General features: G+C 63.9%; 16 protein-coding genes and 5 pseudogenes. 7 read left to right on the top strand and 14 right to left on the bottom strand.

Going from position 1 to position 14866, the window contains the following annotated elements; all coding sequences use genetic code 11:
* Window positions 1–67 precede the first annotated feature (67 nt).
* Window positions 68–508: an Xre family toxin-antitoxin system antitoxin gene (locus QWY84_RS06555; RefSeq protein WP_290201684.1), complete on the top strand. Its 441-nt coding sequence runs from the start codon at window positions 68–70 to the stop codon at window positions 506–508.
* A 28-nt stretch (window positions 509–536) separates the two neighbouring features.
* On the opposite strand, the gene QWY84_RS06550 is transcribed toward QWY84_RS06555, so the two are convergent.
* Window positions 537–1343 (bottom strand): metallophosphoesterase, encoded by an 807-nt coding sequence (locus QWY84_RS06550; RefSeq protein ID WP_290201683.1) that lies wholly within the window; start codon window positions 1341–1343, stop codon window positions 537–539.
* On the bottom strand, window positions 1340–2146 hold the full coding sequence (locus tag QWY84_RS06545) for a metallophosphoesterase family protein (RefSeq protein WP_290201682.1): 807 nt from the start codon (window positions 2144–2146) through the stop codon (window positions 1340–1342). The genes QWY84_RS06550 and QWY84_RS06545 overlap by 4 nt, the downstream gene beginning before the upstream one ends.
* Before the next feature lie 442 nt (window positions 2147–2588).
* Here QWY84_RS06545 and QWY84_RS06540 point away from each other — a divergent pair, with 442 nt between their 5' ends.
* The 5 genes and pseudogenes from QWY84_RS06540 to QWY84_RS06520 form a co-directional block, all read left to right on the top strand.
* On the top strand, window positions 2589–3101 hold the full coding sequence (locus tag QWY84_RS06540; protein ID WP_435372973.1) for an OsmC family protein: 513 nt from the start codon (window positions 2589–2591) through the stop codon (window positions 3099–3101).
* A 69-nt stretch (window positions 3102–3170) separates the two neighbouring features.
* On the top strand, window positions 3171–4001 hold the full coding sequence (locus QWY84_RS06535; RefSeq protein WP_290201679.1) for a class I SAM-dependent methyltransferase: 831 nt from the start codon (window positions 3171–3173) through the stop codon (window positions 3999–4001).
* Window positions 4002–4545: 544 nt separating this feature from the next.
* A pseudogene (locus QWY84_RS06530) lies at window positions 4546–4740 on the top strand (hypothetical protein); the annotation flags it as partial.
* On the top strand, window positions 4737–5714 hold the full coding sequence (locus tag QWY84_RS06525) for a virulence RhuM family protein/type II toxin-antitoxin system death-on-curing family toxin (RefSeq protein ID WP_290201677.1): 978 nt from the start codon (window positions 4737–4739) through the stop codon (window positions 5712–5714). The pseudogene QWY84_RS06530 and the gene QWY84_RS06525, both read left to right, overlap by 4 nt.
* 441 nt (window positions 5715–6155) lie before the next feature.
* Window positions 6156–6503 (top strand): annotated as a pseudogene (locus QWY84_RS06520) (helix-turn-helix domain-containing protein); the annotation flags it as partial.
* 54 nt (window positions 6504–6557) lie between these two features.
* Here the strand turns inward: QWY84_RS06520 and QWY84_RS20200 are convergent.
* From QWY84_RS20200 to QWY84_RS06510, 5 genes and pseudogenes are all read right to left on the bottom strand, one after another.
* A pseudogene (locus QWY84_RS20200) lies at window positions 6558–6776 on the bottom strand (GIY-YIG domain-containing protein); the annotation flags it as partial.
* A pseudogene (locus QWY84_RS20195) lies at window positions 6772–6828 on the bottom strand (hypothetical protein); the annotation flags it as partial. The pseudogenes QWY84_RS20200 and QWY84_RS20195, both read right to left, overlap by 5 nt.
* Window positions 6829–6914: 86 nt before the next feature.
* The gene (locus QWY84_RS20190; protein WP_494337366.1) at window positions 6915–7049 is read right to left on the bottom strand and encodes a VapC50 family PIN domain-containing toxin; all 135 of its coding nucleotides are present in this window, start codon (window positions 7047–7049) and stop codon (window positions 6915–6917) included.
* Window positions 7046–7477 carry a PIN domain-containing protein gene (locus tag QWY84_RS06515; RefSeq protein ID WP_290201676.1) on the bottom strand — a complete coding sequence of 144 codons (432 nt, stop codon included), beginning with the start codon at window positions 7475–7477 and terminating at the stop codon, window positions 7046–7048. Before QWY84_RS06515 ends, QWY84_RS20190 begins: the two co-directional genes overlap by 4 nt.
* A gap of 1 nt (window position 7478) precedes the next feature.
* Window positions 7479–7931 carry a helix-turn-helix domain-containing protein gene (locus tag QWY84_RS06510; protein WP_290201675.1) on the bottom strand — a complete coding sequence of 151 codons (453 nt, stop codon included), beginning with the start codon at window positions 7929–7931 and terminating at the stop codon, window positions 7479–7481.
* 157 nt (window positions 7932–8088) lie between these two features.
* Here QWY84_RS06510 and QWY84_RS06505 point away from each other — a divergent pair, with 157 nt between their 5' ends.
* Window positions 8089–8700, top strand: coding sequence for a tyrosine-type recombinase/integrase (locus QWY84_RS06505; RefSeq protein WP_290201674.1), 612 nt, complete (start codon window positions 8089–8091; stop codon window positions 8698–8700).
* Between the two features lie 117 nt (window positions 8701–8817).
* Here QWY84_RS06505 and QWY84_RS06500 read toward each other — a convergent pair whose 3' ends face one another.
* From QWY84_RS06500 to QWY84_RS06470, 7 genes and pseudogenes are all read right to left on the bottom strand, one after another.
* Window positions 8818–10023 carry an SUMF1/EgtB/PvdO family nonheme iron enzyme gene (locus QWY84_RS06500; protein ID WP_290201673.1) on the bottom strand — a complete coding sequence of 402 codons (1206 nt, stop codon included), beginning with the start codon at window positions 10021–10023 and terminating at the stop codon, window positions 8818–8820.
* A complete protein-coding gene (locus QWY84_RS06495) occupies window positions 9998–10747 on the bottom strand; it encodes a class II glutamine amidotransferase (RefSeq protein WP_290201672.1) in 750 nt (249 codons plus the stop codon). The genes QWY84_RS06500 and QWY84_RS06495 overlap by 26 nt, the downstream gene beginning before the upstream one ends.
* A 375-nt stretch (window positions 10748–11122) precedes the next feature.
* A pseudogene (locus QWY84_RS06490) lies at window positions 11123–11407 on the bottom strand (type II toxin-antitoxin system RelE/ParE family toxin).
* A gap of 272 nt (window positions 11408–11679) precedes the next feature.
* Window positions 11680–12510 carry a hypothetical protein gene (locus QWY84_RS06485; RefSeq protein WP_290201671.1) on the bottom strand — a complete coding sequence of 277 codons (831 nt, stop codon included), beginning with the start codon at window positions 12508–12510 and terminating at the stop codon, window positions 11680–11682.
* A complete protein-coding gene (locus tag QWY84_RS06480; RefSeq protein WP_290201670.1) occupies window positions 12507–12959 on the bottom strand; it encodes a putative periplasmic lipoprotein in 453 nt (150 codons plus the stop codon). Before QWY84_RS06480 ends, QWY84_RS06485 begins: the two co-directional genes overlap by 4 nt.
* Before the next feature lie 17 nt (window positions 12960–12976).
* Window positions 12977–14200: a COG3014 family protein gene (locus QWY84_RS06475; protein WP_290201669.1), complete on the bottom strand. Its 1224-nt coding sequence runs from the start codon at window positions 14198–14200 to the stop codon at window positions 12977–12979.
* On the bottom strand, window positions 14184–14837 hold the full coding sequence (locus QWY84_RS06470; RefSeq protein ID WP_290201668.1) for an LpoB-related protein: 654 nt from the start codon (window positions 14835–14837) through the stop codon (window positions 14184–14186). The genes QWY84_RS06475 and QWY84_RS06470 overlap by 17 nt, the downstream gene beginning before the upstream one ends.
* Window positions 14838–14866 lie beyond the last annotated feature (29 nt).

Genomic DNA, 14866 nt, shown 5'->3' with positions numbered 1-14866 from the left:
GTGTCCCTCCTCACGCCGGTGCAGGTGCCATAATCGATGGCACACGGTCCCCATCGAGGGCGATAAGATGATCCAGGCCAGCGAGATCCATGACATGACCCGCGTGCTCGGCCTCGAAGAGGCCGGCAGCCAAACCACCGCGCTCCAATTCAGCGAGACGATCGCGCGCGGGCTGCCGCTGCGCTCGATTGAGCACGTCCGCCGCATTGTCGCGCCGCACTCGAGGACGTTCTCCACCCTGGTCATCCCGAAGCGGACCCTGGCCCGGCGCCGGAGAAAGCGCGAGCCCCTGAGCAAGAGCGAGAGCGAGCGCCTCGCGCGGGTCGCTCGCGTGTGGGTCATGGCGAAGGCGGTCTACAAGGCTGACGAGTTCGCACGCACCTTTCTCGGCCGGCCGCATCCGATGCTCGCCGGCCGCGTCCCGCTCGAGGTGGCCGTCGAGACCGAGTTCGGCACCGCGGCGGTAGTAGAGATCCTCGGCCGGCTGAAGTACGGCTCGGCTGCGTGAAGGGCGTCGGTGATCCATCACAACCTCCTTACAGCGGCGTCATCGGGTCGGTGACATCGACGAGCGTGAGCCCGGGGCGGCCCTCGGTGACATGCGCCCACTCGCCGTGCCAGGCCGGCTGCGCCAGGAACGCGCCCGAGTCGATGTGGACCCGGTTGCCAACGCACCAGGGGCGAAACCCGATATCCCCGCGGATCGTGTGGCCGTGGACGACATGGCGCACGTCCGGCAGCACCGCGTCCGGATCATCAGCACCGGGCGGTTGACCGGCCTTGAGGGCGCGGAGATACCGTCGGCCGCGCACGAGCGGGGCCAGTTGGCCCATGCCCGACTGGGCGGCGAACGCCCGCTCGACACGCTCGCGTAGCTCCGCCCAGGAGTTGTCCTCTTCGGGGACTTCCGCGTGGACGACGCCGACCCGGCCGTCGCCGACGGGGATCTCGAGCAGCCACGGCAGGCCATCGATGTGCGCTGCCGCCTCGGCTCGCTCCACGGGATCGAGTCCGGCCAGCCAGGGCTCGGTGGGCAGCCGGAAGCGCGCCACGTCGTCGGCGTCGACGCCGGGCGTGCCCTCGAGCAGCCGCACGGCGGCCGCCAGGTCGTGATTGCCCATGACGCTGACAAACCACGGCTCGTTCAGAAGTCGCAGGGCCGCGACGGACTCGGGGCCCTTGTCCACGAGATCACCGACACACACCACGCGGTCGACGACCGGGTCGAAGGCCACACGTGCGAGCGCCGCACGGAGGTCATGGACCATCCCGTGGACGTCGCTGACGAGGAAGTCGCGCCCAGCCGTGTTGCGCGGCAGCCGCTCGATGGCACGCCCGATCATGCGATCCTCCGGGTGGTGTTGAGCACGGGGACGGTGAGCCACCCCGCCGGGCGGGGCCGCCCGCTCGCCGGCGCGGTGAACAGCCCCGGCGCCTTGATGTGATCCCGGTCGCCGAGCACCCACGCCGTGCCTGCACCATCGGTCACGCCGCGGTGGCCGACGCCGAGCACGGTGAGGCGTCCGTCGGCGGCATCGAAGCGGTACGTGAGATGCGTGTGGCCGTGGACAATCAAGCCCGCGCCCATCGCGCGGGCGAGGTCGTCGATGACCCGGAAGCCCCGCGGGTGGCAGCTCGGCGCCTCGTGGGTGACGAGCACATCGGCCTTTTGGCCGCGCAACGCGCTGACGTCCTCCGGCCAGATCGCCGCGCGCCGGTTGCGGGGCAGCCCGCCCCGCCACCCATTGCCGCGGCCCATGGTCGCGATGAACTGCCGGCGCGTCCGCACCACCGGCGGTCCGGCCTCCGGATGCCAGACCTTCTCCTGGAAATGCCCTCCGAGCCCGGCCACGCGCACACTATTGAGGTCGACCACCCGACCGTGGAGGTTGCGCTCCGCCAGGGCGGAGTTGAACACGCAGTCGTAGGCGGCCTCGGTTCGCACGTCGTGGTTACCCGGGATCCACCACACCGAGCTTGTCGCGAGCGCCGGCGCGACAGCCCCCTCCAGCGGCACCGCCTCGAGCCCAAAGTCGCCGAGCAGGATCGTGACCGACGGCTCAACGAACTGGGCCATGGTGTTGATGGGATCAAAGACGCCGTGCGGATCGCCGGCGATGAGCCAGGTGGAATCGAGACAGGACATGGTAGGACCCCCAACGCAGCGAAGCCGGGCGGGGCCCGGCTTCGCGTGAACAAACAGCACAAACGAACGCGCAGCTCCCGCTACCTCCGGGGTATTCGGGTTATCTCCTGTATCCGCTGCGCGTGGATATTCATGCCGTCGTGCTCACTGTTGGGTGGTGATTTCAGGCGTAAGATAGCAGGGCTAGCTCCGCCCCGCAACCGCCATCCAATCTTAACCTACTGAACATGTTGAAATATCGACATGTCCGGTCTCACAACAACCCGCAGGTCTACCGCCACGATCAGAGATAGATAAGGGAAGAACTCCGCGCTGCAATCGACAGCGATTCGTGATCTCAAACCGTCACTCACAACCCGAAGCGCCTTTGAACTCTGCTGCTGCTGACCGTACAGGCGAGGGATGCAGGTTTCGCCACGAACTGACCTGTACGCCGGGACGCATGTCCCATGATTTATCAAATTTCTCTCGCCGGTCGGGACGTCTGCCTCAGGTCGTGATGCCTTTTACCTCCCAAGATGGACTCGCAGTCCATCGAAGGTCCACAGGAGGTTTCGTCATGGCAAAGCCGAGCGAGCNNNTGCTGTGCGCGGCCCAAGCAGCCTGCTTGCATTCGACGACGCGCATGCTGGCGGAATGGCTGGATGTCGAGATTATCAATGCCGAGGTCGCCGTTAGCGCCGAGGTCGATGTGCGCGGCGCCCTCATGGTCGATCCTTCGGTGCCGGTGTGCTTCCAGCGGATCCATTGCGACGTGCTTCTGGAAGTGCCCGTCAATACCCCGGGGCAATCGCTGAAAGCGTTGATGGGCAGCGCGGAACGCTGCTGCCCGGTGTTTCAAACCCTCAAAGGCGGCACGGAGGTAGTTGTCGACTGGCATATCGACCAGGCGGTGGGCCCCGAATCGAAGGAGGTTCGGCCTGAGACCGGCGCCCACCAAGAAGCACGCTCTTGACGCGAGTCCGGCAACCAGTGGTCCCAGGGCACTTGGCAGTGCCCTGAGCAACCATCAAGGAGGCATATCATGAACACGGCAGCCGAACCCGAGAAAGGTTCCATCCGCCCGCACAACGCGGGCCCGTCGGCGGTATGGTCCAGTGCTGGTGCTGCCTACGACGAGATCAGCCGAGGCATCTTGGACGCCATCGAGCACGCCATCAACCGGCTCCGACCCACCACGGAGATGCGCATCCTCGACGCTGCGACGGGCACGGGCTGGACGGCCCGCCGTCTGGCCGAACGGGGATTCCATGTCACCGGGCTGGATTTCGCCCCGGAGATGCTGGACGCGGCCCGGGAGAGCGCCACCGCCCGTGGACTACAGATCCCCTTCATCGAGGGCGACGCTGAGGCGATGCCTTTCGACGACGGCACCTTCGACGCCGTAATCTCCACCTTTGGCGTCATGTTCACCCAGCACCCCGAAGATACCGCCGCAGAGCTGGCCCGTATCTGCCGGCCCGGTGGCCGCGTGGTGCTCGCAGTGTGGACGCCGGACGGCAACGTCTTCGAGATGTTCCGGATCATCAAGGGGTATATGCCGGCTCCGGAAGGCGCGCCCCCTCCGTCACCCTTCGAGTGGGGCCGCACGGAGCGGCTCCGGGAGTTGCTGTCCGACGCCTTCGAACTGCGCTTCGAGGAGGGCACGTCGTACTACAGGGAGCCCGACGGTGCCGCTGCCTGGCAAACCTTCTCCGAGGGCTACGGCCCGGTACGCACCCTCCTCGGCAAGCTGGATGCGGACCAGCGCTCCCGCTTCGAGGCCGAGTTCACGGCCTTCCATGACGGCTTTGCCGACGAGCTGGGAATCACGGTGCCGCGCCAGTACCGCGTGGTCCACGGTGTACGGCGCTGACGGCCGCGGGAAGCCTCGGAACCGGGAAGCGTGCTGCAGCCCGAGGGGCTGCGGCACGCCCCTTCGCCGGAACCCGTATCAAGGTTGGTGCTCGCGCTGTCTATCGACGTGGCCTCGTTGAGCAGTTCCCGGGGAGCGTTTTCCTGGTGTGGCTGTCAGAAACCAGAAGTAGTTCCCGACCTATTGCGACCTTCAGCCGAATGCAATGACAACATGAGATTTAGAGTTTCTGAGAGTGTTTAATCCGACGGAACGCAGACGTTCCCAACCGTCGATCGAAGGTCCGCAACGGGTCGATAGCTTAACCTCCGAAGGTTAGACAAAGCGGGCCGACCCACAGCCAATAGGCTCTGAAGAACCCGGTACGGTTCACAGCGGAGTCCGTCCACCATGGTGGCGTGACTCACACCAACGAGCCTCCGGGAAAGCCAGTACCGTTCAAACGGAGGCGCAGCGATGCGACGGCCACAACCCTATCGGTGCTTATGTATCATGAGGCCGAATCTGACATCAGAACCACGAAGTGAGGGACCGTCGAATCACTCCCAGACCGGACGCTTGGATCGACGGGTCTAGGGGCGAAGAGCACGACAGCGCGATGGGCATCGTCGACTGCGAGGTCCCGTTCAACCGCAAGTTCTACGTGTTCAAGCCGCCGCGACCGCTGGGGGAGATCGATGCCGAACTCAAGAAATGCACCGACCGGATCAAGCAGATGATCGAGGAGCTGTCGGCGTGACGGAGGTGGTGATCTACGAGAGCGCCGCCGGCTCCGTCGAAGTCCGACTGGAACACGAGACAGTGTGGCTGCGGCAGGAACAGCTCGCCGAACTGTTCGGCCGGGACCGGACGGTCATCGGGCGCCACATCCGCAATGTCTTCAAGGAGGGCGAGCTGGATGAGGCGACCAATGTGCAAAATATGCACATTCCTTCCTCCGATAAACCTGTGCGCCTCTATAGCCTGGACGTCATCATCTCCGTGGGCTATCGCGTCAAGTCCCACGAGGGCGTGCGATTTCGCCAATGGGCGAGTCATGTCCTAAAGGACTATCTGACACAGGGGTACGCTGTCGATCGCGCACGTTTCGAAGCCAATGCCCGGGAACTCGAGGCGGCACTTGAACTCGTCCGCAACACGGCCCGCACACCGGCACTGACTACCGACGCCGGGCGTGCACTCGTCGATGTCGTCACCCGTTACGCCAACACCTTCCTGCTGCTGCAGCGCTATGACGAAGGCCTGCTGACCGAACCACCCGCGACGCGTGGCGGCACGCTGCCGACTGTCGACGAGGCCCAGCGCTCGCTCAATGAGCTCAAGCGCGCCCTCATCGCCCGCGGCGAGGCCACCGAGCTGTTCGCCCAAGAGCGCGGCGACGGCCTGGCGTCCCTGCTCGGGAACCTGGACCAGACCGTCTTCGGCGAGCCCGCCTATCCGAGCGTCGAAAGCAAGGCGGCGCATCTGCTCTACTTCGTGGTGAAGAATCACCCGTTTGCCGACGGCAACAAGCGCAGCGCCGCCTACCTCATGGTGGACTTTCTCAGCCGTAACAACGGGCTGATGGACGCCAAGGGTGAACCCGTGATCAATGACAACGGCCTCGCCGCCCTGACGCTCCTGGTCGCGGAATCACAACCCGCGCAGAAGGAGACGATGATCCACCTGATCATGAACATGCTGGCGCCGCCGGGGTCCAGCACCGAAGCATGAGCGCTATCGCGGCCAAGAACCTGACCGGATACAAGGTCCTGTCGGGAAGCGTCGAGCGAAAACGGCAGCATCGCCGTGCGGAAGGTCACGGCGTTCTCCGCCTCGTGCTCGCCGAGCAGTGTCGCGGCAGGGCGTTCACGCTGATAGCTGCGGTAGCTCGACTCGCGCAGGCAGCGCCGGATCGTCTTGCGATCCACCACTCCAAGGCGCCGCGTCAGCTCCGAGATCGATACCAAGTCCCGGGCCGCCGTGCAGAGGATCTCCTCCCAAAGCTCCTGGCGCACGATGGCAGCCTCCGCAGGTAAATGCCCCGCGTGCATCATGCGCCTGGGATCGTGCTTCGCCCTCGTCATGGCTCTCCCTCCTCGGTCTGGAGGGTGCGGGAAACTCAATGACCCACGGAGGTGCGGACGAAATCTTGGACTACATCGGAGGTAGTTCATGTACTCGTATGATGATTGTCTCAGGGCAGTGAAGCTCCATATCCAGTACGGCAGGAGCGCGACCGACACCATCCGGGAGCTTGGTTACCCCTCACGGAAGAACCTCCGGCGGTGGTATCGCACCTACGTCGAAACCGGGGATCTGCCCGAGCGGTCTCGCCCCAAATCGAAGTACTCAATCGCACAGAAGCAAAGGGCGGTTGATCACTACTTCACCCATGGTCGCTGCCTTGCCAGAACCAGTGAGGCGCTGGGGTACCCGTGTGTCGCGACGCTTCGAGCCTGGGTTGATGCACTCCATCCCGGCACGCGGCCGGCGACTGAACAGACGAACCGCTCCGGACCGAGTTTGAACCAGGTGTAACCGGGAGTGGGCGGATGACCAGTGCTTGCTGATCCACCGCTGCAGAGTCACGGGGAACGAGGAATCATGGGTTTCGCGGATGTGGTTGTTGTTCCAGAGACCCAAGAGACGAACCGCCTCTCTGTCGGTGTGACGACCGAGCCATTCGGGTGAAGGGGGGATCAATGGGCTCTCTTTCCAAATTGCTGAGCAGCGCAATGCAGTTGCGCTCAATATGTCCGCGGCCGCTTGCAGGCCCGGGCTCGTCGTCAACACCGACCCAGAGACAGGGCATTGCCCCGATGTATTGACTCACCCGCCGCTCCAATTTCCTGAAAGCGGACGGGGGAGAGGTATAGGCTGATAGTCAGGTTAGGGTCGGACAGCGTCCCTTGGTCACGGGATCGCGTTTGGTCAGAGAACGTCGGCGAATTCCCGCAGCCTTTCCGCCGTGACGACAAGCCCCTGCGCCGCGAGGGTATCAAGATAGGTGTCGACTGGTTTCGGAGGGTTGCGGAGAGCAGCGCGGTGACGTTTCGCCGTCGTCACAACCGCCCCTCATGCAGATCGAGCTGCTGTTCCACGAAAGTATCCGGGTGAACGGCCTCAATGCCGTAGGGCGCGAGCGACGGTGCCGGAAAGTCTCTCAGGTTGATGGTCACGATTGTCTGCGCACCGGCGCGGATTGCGGCAGCAAGAACGTGTCGGTCATCGGGGTCCGGCAGCGATAGTCCCTCAATCAACGGCTCATAGCCTTCAACAAGGCAGTCGGGGACCGCTTGATCCATTAGCGAGCGTGTTCTCTTGAGCGCGTCAGCCAGATCAGGACGCGTTGTCAACAAGCTTCGTGTCCACTCCTCATGAATCCGGTCGGTCCATTTGGCTGCGAACAGCCCGGCGGTTGCCAACCGGATCAGGAAATCCCGCATGGGTGCCGGGTACAGCACGCACGCATCAAACACCACCACGAAGCGCACGTCAGTACCCCATGTCCAAGTCCTGCGCCTGCTCGGTCAGTGCATCCAGGGCCTCCTGGCTGGTGCGATCGCGTTCAGCCTTGTACGCCAGCAGATCCTGGTATCGAATCCGGCGATGGGTACCTACCTTCGAAAAGGGAAGCTCCCCCCGCTCGAGAAGTTTGACGAGATGCGGCCGGGAGACATTGAGGATGTCTGCAGCTTCCTGCGTCGTGAGCTCTGCGTGCGTCGGCACGATCGTCACTGCATTGCCCTGGGCCATCTCGCCAAGCAGGTCACGCAGCAGCGCGAGCGCCTGGCGCGGCAGCACCAGATCGGTGCCGTCGAGCTGAACCCGGGCCCGGTCGGAGTCCGGCTGCTGAGCCAGAAGTCTGCTCAGCTCCGTCGCGCTGGCACGGGCCAGGGCAGCAGCCTCATGACCGGGGAGCTGGTTGTCGCCACTGGGTGTCTGCATGGGAACTCCGGAGTGCGTGTGTGCTCACCCGACAATAATCGCAATAACCGTAAAACGCAACAAACGAAACACCGCCTGCAGCGCCAAACGTCAAGAGAGCGGGCGAGCCCGTCATGGTCGATGCTTAACATCCCACCCTCTGCGGAGATATAGAGCCATGACCACCGCCAACCCGCCCCGCCAGCAGACAACCGAACGCGCCCCTTGGAACAAAGGCCACCTGATTGGTCCGAAGCCCCCGCTGAAACTCCCTGAAGTCTGGGGCATTCGCATCCGGCTTCAGCTCGACCAGAACAGGCGCCAGCTCGCTCTGTTCAACCTCGCGATTGACAGCAAACTCCGAGGCTGTGACCTCGTCAGGCTCCAAGTTCGTGATGTCGTGCATGGCGGGAAAGCAGTCAAGCGAGCCGCTGTCATCCAGCAGAAGACGGGGCGACCTGTCCAGTTCAAACTCACGCCCAATACCCGACGGGCTGTCGAAGAGTGGGTCGATGAGGCCCACCTGCAATCCGGGGATTACCTTTTCCCGAGCCGCATCCGCGGTTCCCCGCACATCTCCACTCGGCCGTACGCAAGAATCGTAAAATCCTGGGTTACCCAACTCGGCCTCGACCCCGCCGAGTACGGCACCCATTCACTTCGCCGAACCAAGGCGACCTTGGTGTACCGGCGCACACGGAATCTCCGAGCCGTGCAACTCCTGCTTGGCCATACCAAACTCCAAAGCACCGTCCGGTACCTCGGGATCGAGGTGGACGACGTACATTAGATGTCGGAACAAACTGAAGTCTAGCGGGATAACTCGTCGGGCCGCGTCCATGGAGGGGCGCTGTCCGACCCGAAGCCGACAGTCACTCAGTATCCGCCGACGTCCGCTGTGAAACGGTCAGCAGCCATCAAACGCGAGCCGCAGCCCGCCGAAGTGATGCCGGGCATGGGGTTCGAAGAAGTTACGGAACGAATGGCGTCTTAACCCCGGTTCGGTATAGATGCTACTCCCGCGCAGAACGAAGTGATGGCCGTCAAACCAGGGTGTCGAGTAGCCGTCGTAGGGGAAGGCACGGAAGCCGGGATAAGGTGCAAGCGTGTTAGAGCACCACTCCCATACATACCCGACGTTCTGCAGCAGCCCGAGGTCTGCCGCTGCTTCCCACTCGAACTCGTGCGGCAGACGTGCACCTGCCCAGGTAGCGAAGGCATGCGCCTCGTAGAAACTGACCCCGCTGACGGGCGCCTCTGCTGCCAGGGCCTTGAATCCATATGCTCCCTTCCATGCGAAACGGCCCACGTGATCAATGTGCCAGGTCCAAGGACAATCAACGCCGGTGGCACGCAGCCACGTGGCACCCTCGACTGACCACCAAGGCGCCGAAGGATCGTATCCGCCTGCGGACATGAACGCGAGCCATTGCGCATTCGTGACCGGCGAACACGCTAACTCACTACCAGCGAGACACACTGTGTGCGCAGGGCGCTCATTGTCATAACCACGCACATTGTTGGTGCCAACCGAATACTCGCCCGCAGGCAGCCTTACCGAGGTTCCGGAGACGGGGGCAGGTCGCACTGCCTCCGACAGAGGTAGATCTGCTGTCTGGTGGTCACCAACACTCATCGCTGCCAGGCAGTAGCACAGCGTCTCGCAATGCTGGGCGTAGTGCTGTTCCAGAAAATGCGCCAGATAGCCTTCACGCATCATAGGATGCTCAGCCAAGGGCACGGGTGGCTTTGCGAGGAATTCTAATGTGCGACGGTGCACAGAGCCGGCCCAGTGTCTCAGTGCCTCGCCACTGGGAAGGCGACAGCCACGTTCTTCCTTGCGATTGCGCTCCGGGAAATAGAGGTCGTGAAGCTCCTCATCAGCCTCAGCGCCTAGGATGGTCTCCTCAATCCAGAAATGCTCGACCAGCGCGCAGTGGCCGATATGCCACCCCACGGGGCTGAGCTCCGGGTGATACTGGGTGCGGATCTGCGAATCGTCGAGCTGACCTACAAGCTGAAGCGCCCAAGCATGGTGCCAGGCCAGCGCTTCAAGTGGATCCTGGCGAACAGGGGGTCGCGCAGCTTCAGAGGGGAAAGATCCGTACATCATGCCCTGGCTCCAAGACTGCAACGTGATGGGGCGGAACAGCATCCCAGCCAGGGTCATCGTCCAGCGGCTCCGAGGCGGCTAAATGGCCTCCAGCAAACGCATGGTGTCCGCAATGAGTATATAGACTGGGACACTCAAGGCGGATTGCGTGGCGTAGCGCAGTGACCGTGTTTCCCTGGGACACTACGATGTTGAGAAGCGCCCCGAGCTTTTCCTCGCGCAGCCAGTCAACGAGACGCTCGACCGTTACGCGCAATGCGCTGAGCAAATTCCCGTCATGCTCGTGGACTTCTTGCCGCAGCAGAGCAAAGAGATACTCCGAATCAGTCGTCCCATGCACCGTACTTTCAAACGCCGGAGAGAGGGTACTCCTTAGCGGGCCGCGGACCGCAGTGCTGAAGTCCTCGATGAAACCGTTGTGCAGGAAAAGCATGCCGTCGCCGCTGAACGGTTGCGTATTAGCGTAGCCACTGGAGAGAGGGTCCGTGGCGCTACGGACGTTCGCCAGCCAGGTGCGGCTCGCTAGAGACCGACCAAGACTCTCCAAATTCGGCTCTGCCCATGCAGGCAGGAGGCTCCGATATACCGCGGGTTGCCCATCCTCCGGATACCATCCGAACCCGATCCCATCAGCGTTGACAGTTGCCGAAAGGGTCTCCTGTGGCGCGTGGGCCTGCTGAATGAGACTATGAGGCGGTGTCAGCAGGAACTCCTCCAGCCTCACCGATCTCCCCGTATAAGCGGCCAATCTGCACACGAAAATTTCCTAAAGTCATACAACAAAGCAAAAAAATAATACGAAACCTACGCACGGCCAAGTAGGCGCAAACAAGCGCTGAGGCCCCCGGATAACTGACCGGTCAAGAGTCGAGAATTCCGGTCTGTGCGTGGTCTCGTCGGAACTCCTCCGGGGTGCAAATTCCCAAGTAGCCATGCGGGCGGTCACACTTGTATTCGCATCGCGAGACGGCCTTACGGGTGTTTTACTTTGTGACCATCATCCGGATAGCAGACGTTGGTGCGACCGAAGTCATCGGCGGCATCGGGTCCGCATCAGGCCATGATGGGACCGGTTTCAATGTGAGTGTCACGTGAGGTATCAGTCGATATCCATGGCGCCGTGAAACACGCCAAGGATGTCGACGGCCTCGCTACGCTTGATCAAGTACGCGATCCGATAGTGGCCGTACTGGAGAATGCGGATCTCGCCGGCTGGCAGCGATTCTTAGCGGTGCCCCATCTCCGGGAAATCGCTCAACATCTGAGCTTTGCGATAGATGCCCTGTACTACACGGCCAGCGACCGCTGGATCATCGTGGGCAATGTAGTGGTGGATGTCCTGCAGCCAACGCTGTGCCTCCCTCGTCCAGTGCAGCTCTGCCACGACCGGATGCGCTCCTGCATCTCCTGATTGCTGACTGTGCGGCCAGCGTCTGAATCGGCAAGAACGCAGTCAATCATCCTCGCGAACGCCAGTTCGCGGGGGAGCTCCACGTAAGAGCTGTCCTCTGGCTGGGCTTCAATGATCCTAACCATGTGCTCTTTCGGAGTCGCCACAAGTCTCTCCTCGCCAGGACCGACCTTTTCAGTGTACTCCCGCGAGTTTGGGCGGCGAAAGCTGGTTGTCGCTGCAGAGCGAGGGCACGAGATCCCGAGCTATAGCCCACTCATGCCTGCCAGCGTGAGCAGCGCCAGCTCGCCGCCGATAGCACCCAGCGAGACCGGTCGTTCCCGACGCTCAAAACCCTGCGCCGTGGTGATCCACCGCGGCTCCGCATCGCCTTCCTCTGGCGGGACGCCATTGGACGAGAACAGCGCCTGCACGCTGCCGTCGGCCACTGAGAGCACGGTGATCCGGAAGCGGTCAGGCCCATCACGACGCAGCTCCACCACGAAGTCCGCGTGCTGGGCCAGCGAGCGCATTTCCAGCCGCGCCAGGTCGGGCGACAGGCGCGAGAAGCTGCCGTCTTCCAGGGCATTGTCGGTGATGCGCATCAGAGCGCGCCGATCGAGCACGCGGATCCCGGCGCCGCGCAGGCGCTCGACGAAGCCCGCTTCCAGCGCGAACGCGAGCCGCGCCGAACCGGAGTTATCCCTCGGGCCGCCCCGCGTCTCGGACTGGGCCGCGAGGCTGAGCTCCGTATCCTGACGGGTGGCGCCCTCCGGGCCGTCACTGCGCACCGATTCGCTGCCCACCACGACACTGCGCTGGGTGCTGGCCCAGTCGCTGACCCGGTCGCCGAAGGCGCGATTCCAGTACACCGCCATGGCCGGGGGCGCGTCACCGAAGCGCTCGGCGAACGCTGCGAGAATGGCCTCGGCGTCGCGGGTCCGCCCGGACGTCTGCTGCTCGGCGGCCCGGGCCTGGCTGGTCAGCGGCCCCTGGGCCGGCGCCATCATCGGCGCCGGTGCGTGATCCTGCTGGGCCAGGGCCGGGCTGCCGAGCAGCAGCACCATTGAGACTACGACGGCTGATCGACTCATCATCGCAGCTCCCGTACTTCCACCCGGTACTGCAGCGGCTGATCGCTGGTCGAGTACTCACGGTAGGCCGTCAGGCTGTTCGCCGAGGCAGTAAAGCGCTTCCATACGGCGTCGGCATCCGTGGGCACACCGTCTCGGTCGACGAAATGCGTGCGCGCCTCCAGGGTGTAGTCAGCGTCCGTGTGGTTGCGGATCACGGCGAACACCTCGGTGGTCCCCGTCTCGGTGCGCCGCTGGCCGTGCCGCTCCACGGACAGCCGATAGCGCCCGCCCTCCCCGAGCAGCCCGTCGCTCCAGGAACGCTGGAGGTTGTAATCGGTGAATACGACGCTGTTGTACTCAACCGGCTCGGTACGCTCCGTGAGGCGCTCGGAGTCGCTAGGCAATCCCTGGCACCCGACCACGAGAAGAAGGGCCGTGACCACGGCCGCGGTTTTCCGGATGATACGCATGCTGATCTCTCCTCGATTCAGTTGTCCTGGCGGGAGCTGATGTACGCCAGCCCGTTGCCCTGGTCGTCGAAGTGCACGGCCGCCTGCATCGGCGCGCCCACGGGCGTGCCGTCGTCGTCGACGAACCGCACGGCAAGCTCCTCGCCGGGGGCGACCTGCAGCGGCAGGATATGGAGCGTATCCGGGAGACTCGCCCAGTAGCGTGTGTCCGCGCGCACGTTTGAGGAAGCCGACAGCCCCTGAGCCGCAACGCTGACCAGCGTGACAGTGGCGTAGCCCGCGGCAAGCACGCCCCCTCCGGCAGCACTCAGGCCGGCCAGCGTGTTATTGCGGCTGATGTCGCTCAGGTTGGCACCGACCTCCGCCGTATCGGACTTGAACTCCACCTGGCCCTCGACAATCCGGTCGATGGCGCGCCCGCCGCGGGTGGACGCCTGGAAGAAGACATCCTCGATTGGGTAGAGCGGCTGCCAGCCGTCGCCGCTCGCCAGCTCGGCGCCTGTGTCGTCGAAGCCCCGCCCGCGCCGGTAGACGAGCTGGTAGTGGCCGACACCGTCGGCGAGTTTGCGCGGCGCCGTGCCCGTCTCGGCCACCAGCAGCACATTGTGCCGGGGCTCCGGGATGGGCGCGTCCGGCCGGAACGCCTGCAGTTCCTGGAAGTGCTCTTCGGCGAGCTGGGTGCTGCCCATCTTTTGCGCCGCCCACCCCATGAGATAGAGCAACGAGGCAAAATCGGCGCTGTGCTGCTCTTCCTCGGCAAAGGCGTCCTGGAGCAGACCGCCAAGAAAGCTTGCGCGGGCGTTGCCGTAATCGCCGTCCTGGAGAAACAGCAGCCCCAGGTAGAAATAAACCATTGAGCGCTCATACGGCTCGCCCTTGAAGTCCTTCTCCGCTTCCTCATACCAGCGGCTGCGCGCACGCCGGGCGGCCTCGTTGTCCGCGTAGACGCTCTCGATGTTCAACCGGGCCTCGTTGAACGCCCGCCGCGCTTCCGTGAAGTGGTCGTTGCGGTAGGCATGCAGCCCGACCTCCATGAGGTTGAGGACCTCGTTGCGCCGGCCCTCCTCGTAGAGGGTCTGGTAGTGCGAGCGCAACGCCGGCGGCTGCGCAGCCACATGGTCGCGCTGCGCCTGCGACAGAGTCGCACTCTCGTACTCCTTGGGTCCGGTGGCGCACGCGGCGAGGAGCACCCCTGTACCGGCAGCGACCAGCAGGCCGTACCGGTTAGCGATACAGGACATTGTCCTGCGCGGCTTTGCGCATCTCATAGAGGCCACTCCACACGATCGTGCCCAGTTCCAGGTCCACCATCTCGAATGTCACCTGCGTGTAGCGCGACTGCGTCTGGCTGTCGCGGTCCACCGCGTCAAGGGAGGTGATGCGCCCGCGCAGCCGGTAGTCGGCCCCCGCCTGAGCGGCGGTCTCCCGAATGGTGCCGCTGTCGACCACGCCGTCGCGCTTGGCGTCGCGCTCCTGCTGCACCATGTCTGCGGACTCGCGGGAGACGAAGACCATGCGCCCGTTGGCCGCGCGGTTGAGCTCGATACGCAGGCGGTCGGTGAGCTGGTTGGTGTTGATCACCGACGAGCTCTCGTTGTCCAGATAGGCGTTGTCGATGATCACCCGCGGCGGCACGTCGCGGCCCGCGAGCATGCGGTTGCGCAGCATGTCGCGCATCATCTCGTCGGTCATGGCGACCACGTCCTGGCTCTCGATGCCGACACCGCCCACCCGGCCGGTGGTCTCCGGGTCTTCATACACGGTTGGCGTACCCGCCACGTTCTCCACCTGGTTGCCGGCACAGCCGGCGAGCAGCGCCGCCGCGGCAACCGGTACAAGGGCACGCGCGGCACCGGCGGGAAGAGTGAATCGTGTCATGGCATCTCTCCGTTCAAAGGGATTCGTCG

Origin of the sequence: Aquisalimonas lutea (genome assembly GCF_030409225.1) — a bacterium.
Lineage (GTDB): Bacteria > Pseudomonadota > Gammaproteobacteria > Nitrococcales > Aquisalimonadaceae > Aquisalimonas > Aquisalimonas lutea.
The sequence above is the reverse complement of the archived record's forward strand: the minus strand, read 5'-3'. Positions and strand labels throughout refer to the sequence as shown.

Bases quoted from the DNA above. Each gene is read 5' to 3' on its own strand.
- QWY84_RS06545 (WP_290201682.1), bottom strand. From the start codon at position 2,146: ATGTCCTGTCTCGATTCCACCTGGCTCATCGCCGGCGATCCGCACGGC.
- QWY84_RS06535 (WP_290201679.1), top strand. From the start codon at position 3,171: ATGAACACGGCAGCCGAACCCGAGAAAGGTTCCATCCGCCCGCACAAC.
- QWY84_RS06480 (WP_290201670.1), bottom strand. From the start codon at position 12,959: ATGCGTATCATCCGGAAAACCGCGGCCGTGGTCACGGCCCTTCTTCTC.
- QWY84_RS06555 (WP_290201684.1), top strand. From the start codon at position 68: ATGATCCAGGCCAGCGAGATCCATGACATGACCCGCGTGCTCGGCCTC.
- QWY84_RS06475 (WP_290201669.1), bottom strand. From the start codon at position 14,200: ATGTCCTGTATCGCTAACCGGTACGGCCTGCTGGTCGCTGCCGGTACA.
- QWY84_RS06500 (WP_290201673.1), bottom strand. From the start codon at position 10,023: ATGATGTACGGATCTTTCCCCTCTGAAGCTGCGCGACCCCCTGTTCGC.
- QWY84_RS06550 (WP_290201683.1), bottom strand. From the start codon at position 1,343: ATGATCGGGCGTGCCATCGAGCGGCTGCCGCGCAACACGGCTGGGCGC.
- QWY84_RS06485 (WP_290201671.1), bottom strand. From the start codon at position 12,510: ATGATGAGTCGATCAGCCGTCGTAGTCTCAATGGTGCTGCTGCTCGGC.
- QWY84_RS06470 (WP_290201668.1), bottom strand. From the start codon at position 14,837: ATGACACGATTCACTCTTCCCGCCGGTGCCGCGCGTGCCCTTGTACCG.
- QWY84_RS06510 (WP_290201675.1), bottom strand. From the start codon at position 7,931: ATGCAGACACCCAGTGGCGACAACCAGCTCCCCGGTCATGAGGCTGCT.
- QWY84_RS06505 (WP_290201674.1), top strand. From the start codon at position 8,089: ATGACCACCGCCAACCCGCCCCGCCAGCAGACAACCGAACGCGCCCCT.